Origin of the sequence: Pseudomonas sp. ACM7, assembly GCF_004136015.1 — a bacterium.
Lineage (GTDB): Bacteria > Pseudomonadota > Gammaproteobacteria > Pseudomonadales > Pseudomonadaceae > Aquipseudomonas > Aquipseudomonas frigoris.
Genome location: NZ_CP024866.1, coordinates 2,005,834 through 2,020,191 on the forward strand (window position 1 = coordinate 2,005,834; position 14,358 = coordinate 2,020,191).

At 59.5% G+C, this 14,358-nt stretch carries 9 protein-coding genes; 4 read left to right on the plus strand and 5 right to left on the minus strand.

Features of this window, described 5'->3' with window-relative positions:
- Positions 1-789 precede the first annotated feature (789 nt).
- Entirely contained in the window at positions 790-2,025 is a 1,236-nt protein-coding gene (pncB, locus tag CUN63_RS09520) for a nicotinate phosphoribosyltransferase (RefSeq protein ID WP_129438946.1), read from the plus strand.
- A gap of 4 nt (positions 2,026-2,029) precedes the next feature.
- Complete coding sequence (gene nadE / locus CUN63_RS09525) at positions 2,030-2,857, plus strand: ammonia-dependent NAD(+) synthetase (RefSeq protein ID WP_129438948.1); 828 nt, start codon at positions 2,030-2,032, stop codon at positions 2,855-2,857.
- 193 nt (positions 2,858-3,050) lie between these two features.
- Here nadE and azu read toward each other — a convergent pair whose 3' ends face one another.
- Positions 3,051-3,497: an azurin gene (gene azu, locus CUN63_RS09530; RefSeq protein ID WP_046054918.1), complete on the minus strand. Its 447-nt coding sequence runs from the start codon at positions 3,495-3,497 to the stop codon at positions 3,051-3,053.
- Positions 3,498-3,840: 343 nt separating this feature from the next.
- On the opposite strand from azu, the gene CUN63_RS09535 reads away from it, so the two are divergent.
- The gene (locus CUN63_RS09535) at positions 3,841-4,428 is read left to right on the plus strand and encodes a TIGR00730 family Rossman fold protein (RefSeq protein ID WP_046044816.1); all 588 of its coding nucleotides are present in this window, start codon (positions 3,841-3,843) and stop codon (positions 4,426-4,428) included.
- Between the two features lie 68 nt (positions 4,429-4,496).
- Positions 4,497-4,688 (plus strand): hypothetical protein, encoded by a 192-nt coding sequence (locus CUN63_RS09540; RefSeq protein ID WP_018928487.1) that lies wholly within the window; start codon positions 4,497-4,499, stop codon positions 4,686-4,688.
- A gap of 193 nt (positions 4,689-4,881) precedes the next feature.
- On the opposite strand, the gene CUN63_RS09545 is transcribed toward CUN63_RS09540, so the two are convergent.
- The 4 genes from CUN63_RS09545 to CUN63_RS09560 all read right to left on the minus strand — a co-directional run bounded on the left by CUN63_RS09545 (position 4,882) and on the right by CUN63_RS09560 (position 14,313).
- On the minus strand, positions 4,882-5,772 hold the full coding sequence (locus CUN63_RS09545) for a transglutaminase family protein (protein WP_129438950.1): 891 nt from the start codon (positions 5,770-5,772) through the stop codon (positions 4,882-4,884).
- Complete coding sequence (locus tag CUN63_RS09550) at positions 5,772-8,258, minus strand: circularly permuted type 2 ATP-grasp protein (RefSeq protein WP_129438952.1); 2,487 nt, start codon at positions 8,256-8,258, stop codon at positions 5,772-5,774. The genes CUN63_RS09545 and CUN63_RS09550 overlap by 1 nt, the downstream gene beginning before the upstream one ends.
- Positions 8,259-8,346: 88 nt before the next feature.
- On the minus strand, positions 8,347-11,622 hold the full coding sequence (locus CUN63_RS09555; protein ID WP_129438954.1) for a DUF2126 domain-containing protein: 3,276 nt from the start codon (positions 11,620-11,622) through the stop codon (positions 8,347-8,349).
- 387 nt (positions 11,623-12,009) lie between these two features.
- Positions 12,010-14,313, minus strand: coding sequence for a YgiQ family radical SAM protein (locus tag CUN63_RS09560; RefSeq protein WP_129438956.1), 2,304 nt, complete (start codon positions 14,311-14,313; stop codon positions 12,010-12,012).
- Positions 14,314-14,358: the final 45 nt, after the last annotated feature.

Below are 14,358 nucleotides of genomic sequence, written 5' to 3' on the forward strand. Positions count from 1 at the left end.
CATTGCGAACCCGCAACGGCTCAGCAGCGAAACTTAGCAACAATTATTGGCTATCTACAAACAATAGATTTCACTATTCAAACACGATTAAAAACTCTTAAGGAGATTGTTAATGAATCGTTATCGCCCTCTTAAATCCAACACTTCCGAAGTTCCGGTGCTTTGTATAGTGATACACACATAACCCCAAATCACCTCTTTGAAAATGCCTGCTTCAGGATTCGAACCGCCACCAGTCTTTTAGAAACACTCACATCAGTAACCATAAAGCATACCGCTGACATTGATCTATACCGGCTAATACTTCCGGCTTATGTATTACTGCAGGATGGTGTCGACACACTGGAACAAATCACCTTAAAGGCGGAGTGAGATCATGGCTACCCCTGCAACTAATGAAATGCTTAAGGCTGCAATGAGAAAAGCAATTGAAACCGGCCTTATCCCTAGTTACTCGCACCTTGATGGGTATTTAAGAAGCTGGGAAAGCCTTGCGTTGGTCGTCCAAGCCGCGGTTGACGCTACCCCGATAGTTGAGCCCCCTCCGAATTGTTCAAACAAGTGCTGTCGAGGGCTGCCACTCTCCAATTTTTGTTCCAAGTGAACGGAAGGCATTACGATGCTCCCGAATAGATCGCAGCCTTCGACAGCCCATGAAATCCGCCAGAAATCGATGCTACTGCAAAAAAGGCTGGCAAACCGGGCCACTGATATGCGCCACTAGCCCCATTCATTGAAACAGCTGCAACGTCGCCGCCACGGGCCGTGGCCAGCCTGGAGAACCCCGTTATGAGCGAGAGCGTGTTTGGCGATCGCATCGTGCAGAACCTGCTCGACACCGACTTCTACAAACTGACGATGATGCAGGCGGTGCTGCACAACTACCCGAATGTGGAAGTCGAATGGGAGTTTCGTTGCCGTAACAGTGAAGATTTGCGCCCGTATCTGGCGGAAATCCGCTTCCAGATCGAGCGCCTTGCCGAATTGAGCCTGAGCGCCGACCAGTTGAGTTTCATGGAGCGCATCAGCTTCATGAAGCCGGATTTCCTGCGCTTTCTCGGGTTGTTCCGCTTCAATCTGCGCTACGTCCACACCGGTATCGAAAACGGCGAGCTGTTCATCCGCCTGCGCGGGCCATGGCTGCATGTGATCCTGTTCGAAGTGCCGCTGCTGTCCATCGTCAGCGAGGTGCGTAACCGCTATCGCTACCGTGAGGTCGTGCTGGAGCAGGCGCGCGAGCAGCTCTACCGCAAGTTCGACTGGCTCACCGCCAACGCCAGCGCGGAGGAATTGTCCGAATTGCAGGTCGCCGATTTCGGCACTCGTCGTCGCTTCTCGTACCGCGTGCAGGAAGAAGTGGTGAACGTGCTCAAGCACGATTTCCCCGGTCGTTTTGTCGGCACCAGCAACGTGCACCTTTCACGGGAGCTGGACATGAAGCCGTTGGGCACCATGGCCCACGAATGGATCATGGCCCATCAGCAACTCGGCCCCCGGCTGATCGACAGTCAGATTGCCGCCCTCGATTGCTGGGTCCGCGAGTACCGCGGCCTGTTGGGGATCGCCCTCACCGACTGCATCACCACCGATGCCTTCCTCAATGATTTCGATCTGTACTTCGCCAAGCTGTTTGACGGCCTGCGCCATGATTCGGGTGACCCGGTGATCTGGGCGGAAAAGGCCATCGCTCACTATCACAAGCTGGGCATCGACCCGATGAGCAAGACGCTGGTGTTCTCCGACAGCCTGACGCTGCCCAAGTCCCTGGAGATTTTTCGGGCGTTGCGCGGTCGGATCAATGTCAGCTTTGGTATCGGCACCAACCTGACGTGCGATATTCCGGGTGTCGAACCGATGAGCATCGTGCTTAAAATGGCCGCCTGCAACGGCCAGCCTGTGGCAAAGATCTCCGATGAGCCTGGCAAGACTCACTGCAAAGACCCGAATTTCGTCGCCTATTTGCGACACGTTTTCAAAGTACCTGCCGCCCTTTCCAGTACATCAAGCACATCTAGCAAGGAGTGAATTCATGCAAGCCGAACAGCGTGAGATTGCTGAACAGCTCAAGGTCCAGCCGCCGTTCGCCGACCAGGCCGCCCTCGAGGCTGAAGTCGCCCGGCGGATTACCTTCATCCAGGATTGCCTGGTCAATACCGGGCTCAAGACCTTGGTTCTCGGCATCAGCGGCGGCGTCGATTCCCTGACTGCCGGCCTGTTGGCCCAGCGTGCCATGCGCGAACTGCGCACCCGCACAGGCGACAACAGCTACAAGTTCATCGCTGTGCGCCTGCCGTACGAAACCCAGTTCGACGAACACGACGCCCAGGCCTCGGTGGATTTCATCGCCCCAGACGAGCGCCACACCGTAAACATCGGCCCGGCGGTCAAAGCCCTGGCCAGTGAAGTAGCGGCCTTTGAAGGCAAGCATGCAGTCTCGGTGGATTTCGTACTCGGCAACACCAAGGCGCGGATGCGCATGGTCGCCCAATACACCATCGCCGGCGCGGCCCACGGCCTGGTGATCGGCACTGACCACGCGGCGGAAGCGGTGATGGGTTTCTTCACCAAGTTCGGTGATGGCGCGTGCGACCTGGCGCCACTGAGCGGCCTGGTGAAAAACCAGGTCCGGGACATCGCCCGCAGCTTCGGCGCGCCGGAGTCGCTGGTGGAAAAAATCCCGACGGCCGACCTTGAAGACCTGTCGCCCGGCAAACCGGACGAAGCGTCCCACGGCGTGACCTATGCCGAGATCGACGCGTTCCTGCATGGCGAACCGGTGCGTGGGGAAGCGTTCAAGATCATTTGTGACACGTATAAAAAGACCCATCACAAGCGAGTGATGCCGTTCGCGCCTTGACTCTGCCCCTGTAGAAACTTGTAGGAGCTGTCGAGTGAAACGAGGCTGCGATCTTTTGATTGTGATCTTAAAAGCAAGATCAAAAGATCGCAGCCTCGTTTCACTCGACAGCTCCTACAAGGATTCTGGCTGGTCCAAAAATGAGCAAAAAAAAGCGTCCCGAGCGGACGCTTTTTTTATGAGAACGATTCTATTACTTCAGGACAACAGTGCCTTTCATCATCGAGATGTGGCCAGGGAACGAGCAGAAGAAACCGTACTTCTCGGCAGCATCGAGCTTCGATACGTCGAAGGTCACCGAGTCGGTTTCCTTGGCGCCGATGATTTTGGTGTGGGCGATGATGCGCGCGTCACCTTCCGGCAGGTAGTTCTTCTCGATGCCTGCGGCCAGGCCCGCAGTGGCGATCGGCTGCATATCAGCCTCTTTACTCAGCACCCAGTTATGACCCATGACGTTTTTCGGCAGGTTGCCGGAGTGTTTCAGCTCCACGGTGAACGTCTTACAGCTCTTGTCGATGCTGATTTCCTTGGTATCGAAGGACATTTGATCAGTCGAATCGACAGTGACCTTGCATTCAGCAGCCATCAATTGGCTGCTGGCCAGTGTCAGCAGGGATACCGCAACAAGTTTGGCAAACATGGTGAATCTCCAAGGCAGGGTTAACAAAAGTGCGAATGGACAGAAGACTGCCTGAAAACTTCGCAAGTTCCTATGACCTGAATCAAAAATTGTATACAACTTTCGGGCTATGACACCTATCGAAACAATCTACCAGCCAGACGTCTGGGGCGGCCCTATCATCAGGTCGTCCTCACCCATCTGGAGCGTCAGTCATGTCCCTTAACAGCCTGTTGCGCCGCTTGCTCGCCGCCTACGCCTGTGGCGCCAGCGGAACCTGTGAAACACCTGAACGCGAAGTGTAGACCTTGGAACGCAGCGTGCCTGCCTTTACTCTGTGGTCATCCTGACCATGGAGTAAGGCATGTCTTTAGCGTCCGTTTGTGTATTTTGCGGTGCCAGCACTGGCACCAACCCGGCTTATCGTGAAGCGGCTGTCGCCTTGGGGCGAGCATTGGCCGAGCGTAAGCTGACTCTGGTCTATGGCGGCGGTGCCGTCGGGCTGATGGGCATCGTCGCCGATGCTGCGCTGGCGGCCGGCGGTGAAGTGATCGGGATCATCCCGCAAAGCCTCAAAGACAAGGAAATCGGTCACAGCGGCCTGACTCGCCTGGAAGTGGTCGACGGCATGCATGCGCGCAAGGCGCGGATGGCCGAGCTCAGTGACGCCTTTATCGCCCTGCCCGGCGGCCTGGGCACACTGGAAGAACTGTTCGAAGTCTGGACCTGGGGCCAGCTCGGCTACCACGGCAAACCGCTGGGGCTGCTGGAAGTGAACGGCTTCTACAGCAAATTGACGTCTTTTCTCGATCATATCGTCGGCGAAGGCTTCGTTCGTGAACCGCACCGTGACATGCTGCAAGTGAGCGAATCGCCGCAGACCTTGCTCGATGCACTGGACGCCTGGCAACCCTCGGTACTGCCAAAATGGGCCGAGCAAAAACCCAGCTAACGGCTGGGCATCGATACAGGGCAGAATACGCGCCGCTCAACCTCACCTTCGACCCCAGAGGATCGCCCATGGCTAAACCCAATTATTCCTTCGCCAAACGTCAGAGAGACTTGGCCAAGGAGCAGAAGAAAGAGGAAAAGCTTCAGCGCAAGAAAGCTACAGCTGAAGAAGAAGCCGCCGCACTGAACCCGGATGCAGAAGGTGAAGTGGCCGCAGAAGATGATGTTGAAGCACCGAAAGATCAGGCGCCCGACGCCTGACACCCTCAGGGCCCGATGATCTGATCAGGCCCACCGGATCTGTGTCCAGGGTCAGCAGTCACTTTGCTGACCCTCACAGTCCCCTCTGAAATACCCCCATCTAGAAACTATTTACACATCTCCACTGTGGGAGCGGGCTTGCTCGCGAAAGCGGTGTGTCATTCAACATAGAATCTCCCACAGGGGATCTGCGTTAGTCCAGCGGCATTACGGTGACACGGACTTCGGGGTCATGGTTGCCGCCACCCAGAATCACCCCACGCAACGGTGAGACATCGGAGAAATCCCGGCCCCAGGCCAAGGTGATGTGTTCCAGCGCCGGCTGCACGTTGTTGGTCGGGTCGAAATCCACCCAACCGAGCACCGGGCAAAACACTGAAACCCAGGCATGTGACGCATCGGCGCCGATCAGTCGCGGCTGGCCCGGTGGTGGCTGGGTCAGCAGGTAGCCACTGATGTACCGCGCCGCCAACCCACGGGAGCGTACGCAGGCGAGCATCAGGTGAGCGAAGTCCTGACAAACACCGCGCCGGCGCTCCAGGACTTCCACCAGCGGTGTCGCCACTTGGGTCGCTTCAGCGTCGAAGGTGAATTCGCTGAAAATCTTCTCCATCAGCGCCTGAACACCCAACAGCAGCGGCCGACCCGGTGGGAAACAGCTTTCGGAAAACTCGACGAAGTTGCGCTTCAAATGCACGTAGGGTGATTCGAACCGGTAACGACACGCTTCCAGCAATTCGGGGGAAAGCGGCAGACTGCTGTAGGTCAGCGCATTGCGGGTTTCTTCCCACGCAGGGGATTGATTGAAATCCAGCGCAGGCCGGGCCAGCACTTCGACGGTGAGCCGGGCGTTGACCAGCAATTCATCGTGCGGCCGCTCGAACGCCAACCGGGTCAGCGGATTGCCGAACACATCCAGTTCATCGCGGCGCGTAGTCGGGTCGGGACTGATCTGCAGTTGCTGCTCGGTGCAACGCTGCCAGGCACACGCCCGCGGCCATAGGTGCGCGAGCTGCTGAGCCAGAGAGACCGGGCTGTCGTAGTGGTAATGGGTGTCGTGGAGAATCTGGTAATGGGCGCTCATCAGACGGACACCGTGCGCTGGCTGACGTCATCGACGTGGGCGAAATGGCGCAAGGCCAGACGATCCGACACTTGCCCACTGGCGTCGGCGATTTCTTGCAACAGGTCGGCTAGCCCCTCAATGGCTGCCCGAACGCTGGCTTCGCCGAACAGCGAGTTCTCCAGGCATCCCAGATCGAACTGTGCCAAGCGTTCCACCAACTGCGGCAAGCCCGCTTCGCGAGGCACACCGAAGTCGTCATTCAAGCGTTTCAAGGTTCGAGTCACCAGTTTCAACTGAAACAGCACGGCGTGGGGGTTCTGCTCGTCGAGCAGCAACAGGTCAAGCACCGGGATCAGTTGCGCCACCGCCAGATACCGCGAACGGTAAGTGATGCTGCTGTTGCCCAGCTCCAGCAGCCACTCCAGTCCGGCCTGATCGAATGCACCGGCACCGCGCAGAAACGCCGCCAGGCTGGCGCTGAGAAACTGCAGACGTTCGATCCGGCGGCCGATCATCAGGAAGCGCCAGCCTTCGTCCCGGGTCATGTCGTCGAGGGCGAAACCGGATAACGCCGCCAGGGACATCACCAAACGGTTGAGGAAATCCAGCAATTCGCCGAAATCCGGCTCTTCGGCTTCCAGCTCCATGGCTTCGCGCTGCAGCTCCACCAGCGCCTGCCAGTTTTCCCGCGAGAGCTTGCCGCGCACCTGCGAGGCCGCCCACTGCAAACGTTGCAGGTTGGAGCGCAGACTGAACGACCAGTCATCGCCGAGCAATGCCGCCAGCAAACGCTCCGGCAACTCGCCTTCATCGGGCAACAACATCAATCGTTCGCCCAGATCGACCGCCGCCTCCAGGGCTTGCGGGTCATCGCCATCGACATACCGAGCCAGCATGATTCGCAGCAGCCGCGCGCTGTCATCACAGCGCTCGCAGTAACGCCCGAACCAGAACAGGTTTTCCACCACCCGCGACGGCAGATACGGATCCCGTCGCACCAGGTCGTGCACACCGATCGTACGCTGGGTTTTCCATTGCTCACCACTCGGCGGGCGATCGCCCAACACCCAGGTGTCTTTGCTCGCGCCACCGCGCTGCATCGACACCACTTCGGCGTCAGCCTCGGCGGCAACCCGGGTAAGACCGCCGGGCAAAACCCGATAGCCCTCACGGCTGGCCACTGCGTACACGCGCATGCCAATAGCCCGGGGTTGCAGATGACCCTCTTTATCCTGCCAGATCGGGGCTTGAGAAAGTTGAGCCAATTCTTGCGCCACATAGGCGTAAGGCCTGGCCTGCATGCGCTCAGCCAGCTCCTGGCGCTGTTCTTCACTCAAATCGCGCCCAAATACTGGCGTGAAGCTCTGTGACGGGAAAGCCGGTTTGATCAACAACTCCGGCAATTTTTCCAGGGCCTGAGCCAGCACCGGTGCTTCACCGCACCACCAGGTCGCGATGGAGGGCAGAATCAGTTCTTCGCCGAACAGGAATTGATTGATCTTCGGCAGGAAACCCAACAATCCCGGCGACTCCAGCACACCGCTGCCGAGGGCATTGGCCACCAGCACTTGCCCTTGGCGTACCGCTTCCAGCAATCCCGGCACGCCAAGGGCCGAGTCGGTGCGCAGCTCAAGCGGATCGCAGAAGTCATCGTCGAGCCGCCGCATGATCGCGTGAACCCGGCGCAGTCCGCTCAAGGTTTTCAGGTAGACCGTGGCATCCCGGACGGTCAGGTCGCCGCCCTCTACCAGTGGATAACCGAGCTGACGCGCCAGATACAGATGTTCGAAATAGCTTTCGTTGAAACGTCCCGGTGTCAGCAGCACGATCAGCGGCGCTTCGTCATCACTCGGCGCCTGACGGGCCAGGGTTTCCTGAAGCGTGCGGAAGAATCCGGCCAGGTGCTGCACTTTCAAATCGCGGTACAACTCGGGAAAGGCCCGGGACACGATGGTGCGGTTTTCCAGCGCATAACCGGCACCGGATGGTGCTTGCGTCCGGTCCGCCGTGACCCACCAGCGACCGTCGGGTGTACGCGCCAGATCCACGGCGTACAGGTGCAGAAAAGCCCCGTCGGGCGGCGTGATGCCCTGACAGGGCCAGAGGAAGTTGTTGTGGCCGAAGACCAGCTCAGCAGGCAGCAAGCCCTCGGCGATCAAGCGTTGCGGGCCGTACAAATCTGCGAGCACAGCATTGAGCAAGCGTGCCCGTTGGGCGATACCGGCCGATAACTGCTGCCATTCATCAGCAGCAATCACATGCGGTAGCAGATCGAGTTCCCACGGCCGATCGGCACCCTTGGGGTCAGCGTAGACGTTGTAAGTCACGCCGTTTTCCTGGATCTGCCGGGTCAGCAGCGCCTGACGCTGCACCAATTGCGTTGGTGTGCTGCGTTGCAGTTGGTCGAACAACCGACGCCAGTGCGGGCGCACCGCGCCGCTGTCGTCGAGCAGTTCGTGATAAGTGCCCGCCGTCAGCGGGTAGCGGTCAAGCAGGTCAGGCATGGAAAGCTCGGCAGACAGCAAAGAACGGTCAGACTAACGCAGGCTCATGACGCCCGGATATACGAAAAATCCGAGCGTCGCGTACGGTTTAGAAACGTCGTAAATCGAGAGTCATCGGCAGCTCGTCGTTAATTTCCATATTGGGTATAGGAAGTTTCCCCGGCGTATGTCCGATGCGGAAGAAACGCGCCATTCGCCGGCTCTCTGCCTCATTGGCGTTCACCGGCAAGCTGTCGTAGTTGCGCCCGCCCGGGTGGGCGACGTGGTACTGACAGCCACCTAGCGAGCGCTGCATCCAGGTGTCGAGCAGGTCGAACACCAACGGCGCGTGGACCGGGATAGTCGGTTGCAGGCAGTTGGCCGGTTGCCAGGCGCGGAAGCGCACGCCAGCGACAAACTCGCCGACCCGCCCGGTGGGTTGCAATGGCACCGGGATGCCGTTGCATGTCAGAAGATAACGCTGCGGCGGCAAGCCCGTAAGTTTGACCTGTAAGCGTTCCAGCGACGAATCCACATAACGCACCGTGCCGCCGACTGCGCCCTCCTCGCCCAGCACATGCCAGGGCTCCAGCGCCTGACGCACTTCCAGCTCGATCCCGCTCACCGCGTAATCGCCGACCTTGGGAAAACGGAATTCCAGATGCGCCGCGAACCACTCCGCACGTACGGGATAACCGGCGGCATTAAGGTCGACGATGACGTCGGCGAAGTCTTGCTCGATAAAGTGCGGCAACAAAAACCGATCGTGCAGCTCAGTGCCCCAGCGTGCCAGTTTCGGCGGCGCATAAGGCTCGCGCCAGAACCGAGCCACCAACGCCCGCAACAACAATTGCTGAGCCAGGCTCATGCGCGCATGGGGCGGCATTTCGAAGGCTCGCAGCTCAAGCAATCCAAGGCGACCGGTAGCACCGTCCGGGGAATACAGTTTGTCGATGCAAAATTCGGCACGGTGAGTGTTGCCGGTCACGTCGATCAGCAGGTTGCGCAGCAGCCGATCCACCAGCCACGGTGCGCACTCCTCACCCAGCTCAGGCATCTGGGCAAAGGCGATTTCCAGTTCATACAAGGCATCGTTGCGCGCTTCATCAACCCGTGGCGCCTGAGACGTCGGGCCGATGAATAATCCGGAAAACAGGTAGGACAAGGACGGGTGGTTATGCCAGTAGCTGATCAGGCTGCGCAGCAGATCGGGGCGGCGTAGAAACGGTGAGTCAGCCGGCGTCGCGCCGCCCAGTACGAAATGGTTACCGCCGCCGGTGCCGGTGTGCCGGCCATCGATCATGAATTTCTCGGTGGTCAGTCGGGTCTGGCGTGCCTCTTCGTAAAGAAATTCGGTGCGCTCGACCAACTCATCCCACGTGGCAGAAGGCTGCACGTTGACCTCGATCACACCCGGGTCGGGCGTGATGCGGAAGTTACTCAGCCGCGGATCGCTGGGCGGTTCATAGCCTTCCAGCAACACCGGGCAATGCAGTTCCTCGGCGGTCGCTTCGATGACGCTGACCAGTTCCAGATAATCCTCGACCCGTTCCAGCGGCGGCATGAACAGATACAACCGTCCTTCTCGCGCTTCGGCGCAGAACGCCGTGCGGGTCAGCCAGTCGGCGGATTCGTCGATCTTTGGCGTGCGTTCATCAGCAACCGCAGGCTCGCCTTGGCTCTGAAGTTGTGCAGTGTCGGGCAGTGCTGGGAAATCCTGATTCGGGTCCACAGGGTGAATGAACGGGTACTCCGCCGCTTTCACCCAAGGCTGCGAGCCCAGCGGCAAGCGATAGCCCAGCGGCGAATCCCCCGGCACCAGTCGGCAATGCTCATCGCGCAGATACCAGCGGCCGCTCTGCCATTGATCACCCTTGGCGGTGCGTGCCAGCGGCAGGACCTGGCCGATGACTTTGTCCAGCCCCTGGCTGAAGACTTTGCGCAGGCGTGCACGCTCCAGAGGCTCTTCAAGACGCGAGTCTTCGGCGCTGACGTTCTGCGGCAAAGTGCCTTCGCGCCAGAGGTAATAGAAATTGTCTTCGTAGGCCGGGAACACAAACCGTGTGGGGATTTTCAGGCGTTCGGCGACACTCGCCAGAAAGCGTCCGGCCAACTCGCCATTGGCACCGTAGTCTTGCTGCTCATCGGCAATCAACGCGCTGTTGTGCCAGATCGGTACATCGTCGCGACGCCAGTAGCAGTTCAGCGACCAGCGCGGTAATTGCTCGCCGGGGTACCACTTGCCCTGACCGAAATGCACCAGGCCTTGGGGCGCGTAGTGCTTGCGCATGCGCTGGAACAGTTCGGCGGACAGACGCCGCTTGTCTGGCCCAAGTGCCGCCGTGTTCCATTCGGCCCCGTCCGGGTCATCGATGGAAACAAACGTCGGTTCGCCGCCCATGGTCAGGCGTACATCACCCTCCAGCAGGTCGGCATCAATCTGCCGACCCAACGCCTGGATCGCCAGCCATTGGTCTTCGGTGTAGGGCTTCGTTACCCGTGGCGCTTCCCAAATCCGCTCCACGGACATTTCATGGGTGAATTCGCACTCGCACGGTTCAACCAAGCCACTGATCGGTGCCGCAGAGCCCGGATCGGGGCTACAGGCCAACGGAATGTGTCCTTCACCGGCAAACAGCCCTGACGTCGCGTCCAGGCCGATCCAGCCTGCACCGGGCAAATAAACCTCACACCAGGCGTGCAGGTCGGTGAAGTCCACGTCAGTGCCCGACGGGCCGTCGAGGCTTTTGACGTCGGCGGTCAGTTGAATCAGGTAGCCGGAGACGAAACGCGCCGCCAGACCGAGGTTGCGCAACAGTTGCACCAGCAACCACGCGGAGTCGCGGCAGGAACCGGAGGCATGTTCGAGGGTATGTTCGGGCGTTTGCACGCCCGGCTCCATGCGAATCAGGTAGCCAATGTCTTCACTCAGGCGCTGATTGAGTGCGACGAGGAAATCAACGCTAGGCAGTGGCGTGCGGTCGATGCCATCCAGGTACGCCTTGAACTTCGGCGTCAGGGGCAAGGTTTCCAGGTACGGCGCCAGTTCCTTGCGCTCATCCGCGGCGTAGGCGAACGGGATCTTTTCGGCGTAGGGCTCAAGGAAGAAGTCAAACGGATTGAAGACCGCCATCTCTGCCAGCAGATCGACTTCGATCCGCAGCTCATCGGTTTTCTCCGGGAACACCAACCGCGCCAGGTAATTGCCCTGGGGGTCTTGCTGCCAGTTGATGAAGTGCTGCTCGGGCGACACTTTCAGCGCGTAGGACAGTATCCGCGTGCGACTGTGGGCGGCCGGGCGCAGGCGAACGATCTGCGGACCGAGCTCGACGGCGCGGTCGTAGCGGTAATGCGTGACGTGGTGCAATGCGACATGAATCGACACGGCGTGCCTCCTGCGAGCCTTAAGCGTATTGGAAAGCGCGCAAGACTTATGCCATCGCGCAGCGCTGGCGCTTTCTCCGGTTGCTTGAGGCAGTACAGCACCAAAATCGGGCGATGCGGGAATTTGGTTTGCATCGATTGCACGGATTTGTGGCGTTCAGCTGCATAGTCGCCACCAACACCGGCCTCTTCGCGGGCAAGCCCGCTCCCACAGTGTTCGAGGTTGTCTCCGGTTCTGTGTTCACAGCAGATCCCTGTGGGAGCGGGCTTGCCCGCGAAGAGGCCGGTTGCCCCAACACAGCTTCCGACCCAGCGCCCCGGTTTTCCGTGGCGCAGAAACGCAAAACGCCAACCCGAAGGTTGGCGTTCTGTTCAGAGCTAGCGAGGTTTAGCGCGGTACAACCGGCTTACGCGCAGGCTTGGGGCCCTTGCCTTTGGCCGCGTCCTTGCGCTCTTTGGCCGCCTGCTGGTTGCGGGCGAATGCCGCAGCCTTGGCCTGTTCACGCTTGTCCCACGGGTTGCCGCCATCGCTGGCGCGCGGTGGCAAGCCAGTGTGCTGGGTCAGGATCTTGGTGGTCTTTTCCCCTGCCACTTTATGGCTGCCGGCCGGTGTCGAGTTCTTGCGACGGGCGCTCTGGTAGCTGTCGGTCGCTGGCTGATGCAGCGGGATCAACTGGTTCTTGCCCGGCCCGATCAGGTCGGCGCGGCCCATGCGGGTCAGCGCTTCACGCAGCATCGGCCAGCCTTTCGGGTCGTGATAACGCAAGAAGGCCTTGTGCAGACGACGCTGCTCTTCGCTCTTGACGATGGTCACGGCGTCACTCTTGTAAGTGACTTTGCGCAGCGGGTTCTTGCCCGAGTGGTACATCGCGGTGGCGGTGGCCATCGGCGACGGGTAGAACGCTTGCACCTGGTCGGCACGGAAGCCGTTGCCCTTGAGCCACAGGGCCAGGTTCATCATGTCTTCGTCGGTGGTGCCCGGGTGAGCGGCGATGAAGTACGGAATCAGGTACTGCTCTTTCCCGGCTTCCTTGGAGTACTTCTCGAACATGCGCTTGAACTTGTCATAGCTGCCGATGCCCGGTTTCATCATCTGGTTGAGCGGACCTTCCTCGGTGTGTTCCGGGGCGATCTTCAGGTAACCACCGACGTGGTGGGTCACCAGCTCTTTGACGTACTCCGGCGATTCGACCGCGAGGTCGTAGCGCAGACCGGAAGCGATCAGGATCTTCTTCACACCCGGCAAGGCACGGGCACTGCGGTACAGCTGAATCAGCGACGAGTGATCGGTGTTCAGGTTCGGGCAAATGCCCGGGAACACGCACGACGGCTTGCGGCACGCGGATTCGATTTCCGGGGTCTTGCAGGCGATGCGGTACATGTTCGCGGTCGGGCCGCCGAGGTCGGAAATGACGCCGGTGAAGCCAGGGACCTTGTCGCGGATCTCTTCGATTTCGCGAATGATCGACTCTTCGGAACGGTTCTGGATGATCCGGCCTTCGTGCTCGGTGATCGAGCAGAAGGTGCAGCCGCCGAAGCAGCCACGCATGATGTTCACCGAGAAGCGGATCATGTCGTAGGCAGGGATCTTTTCCTTGCCGTACGCCGGGTGCGGAATGCGCGCATAGGGCATGCCGAACACGTAGTCCATTTCTTCGGTGGTCATCGGAATCGGAGGCGGGTTGAACCAGACATCGACTTCGCCGTGCTTCTGAACCAGTGCACGGGCGTTGCCCGGGTTGGTTTCCAGGTGCAGCACGCGGTTGGCGTGAGCATAAAGAACCGCGTCACCGCGGACTTTCTCAACCGAAGGCAGACGAATCACGGTCTTGTCGCGAGTCATCTTCGGGCTCGCCAGGATTTGCACGACCTTGGCTTCGCTCGGATCTTCCTCTGGACCCTTTTCCTGCTCGATAGCGCAGGCTTGGGTGTCCTGGGTGTTCACGTACGGGTTGATGATCTTGTCGATCTTGCCCGGACGGTCGATGCGCGTGGAATCGACTTCATACCAGTCTTTCGGCGTGTCGCGACGGATGAACGCGGTGCCGCGCACGTCGGTGATGTCTTCAATCTTGTGACCGTAGGACAGACGCTGGGCGACTTCGACGATCGCACGCTCGGCGTTGCCGTAGAGCAGGATGTCGGCGCAGGCGTCGATCAGGATCGAGTTGCGCACCCGGTCCTGCCAGTAATCGTAGTGCGCGATGCGGCGCAGGGAAGCCTCGATGCCACCGAGAACGATCGGAACGTTCTTGTAGGCTTCCTTGCAACGCTGGCTGTAAACCAGGCTTGCGCGGTCCGGACGTTTGCCCGCCAGGCCACCGGGGGTGTAGGCGTCATCGGAGCGGATTTTCTTGTCGGCGGTGTAGCGGTTGATCATCGAGTCCATGTTGCCGGCCGCGACACCGAAGAACAGGTTCGGCTCGCCGAGTTTCATGAAGTCGTCTTTGGACTGCCAGTTCGGCTGGGCAATGATCCCGACGCGGAAGCCTTGCGACTCCAGCAGCCGGCCAATGATTGCCATGCCGAACGACGGATGGTCAACGTACGCATCACCGGTGACGATGATGATGTCGCATGAATCCCAGCCAAGCTGATCCATCTCCTCCCTGCTCATCGGCAGGAATGGCGCTGGACCGAAACATTCGGCCCAGTACTTGGGATAGTCAAATAACGGCTTGGCTGTTTGCATGACGATGACCGGTGTTGAGATGAAAAATCGCGGGCGCGGAATATA

What these genes read in the sequence shown, in the direction of transcription:
- pncB (WP_129438946.1), top strand. Translation starts at nt 790, where the DNA reads ATGAGCGAGAGCGTGTTTGGCGATCGCATCGTGCAGAACCTGCTCGAC.
- nadE (WP_129438948.1), top strand. Translation starts at nt 2,030, where the DNA reads ATGCAAGCCGAACAGCGTGAGATTGCTGAACAGCTCAAGGTCCAGCCG.
- azu (WP_046054918.1), bottom strand. Translation starts at nt 3,497, where the DNA reads ATGTTTGCCAAACTTGTTGCGGTATCCCTGCTGACACTGGCCAGCAGC.
- CUN63_RS09535 (WP_046044816.1), top strand. Translation starts at nt 3,841, where the DNA reads ATGTCTTTAGCGTCCGTTTGTGTATTTTGCGGTGCCAGCACTGGCACC.
- CUN63_RS09540 (WP_018928487.1), top strand. Translation starts at nt 4,497, where the DNA reads ATGGCTAAACCCAATTATTCCTTCGCCAAACGTCAGAGAGACTTGGCC.
- CUN63_RS09545 (WP_129438950.1), bottom strand. Translation starts at nt 5,772, where the DNA reads ATGAGCGCCCATTACCAGATTCTCCACGACACCCATTACCACTACGAC.
- CUN63_RS09550 (WP_129438952.1), bottom strand. Translation starts at nt 8,258, where the DNA reads ATGCCTGACCTGCTTGACCGCTACCCGCTGACGGCGGGCACTTATCAC.
- CUN63_RS09560 (WP_129438956.1), bottom strand. Translation starts at nt 14,313, where the DNA reads ATGCAAACAGCCAAGCCGTTATTTGACTATCCCAAGTACTGGGCCGAA.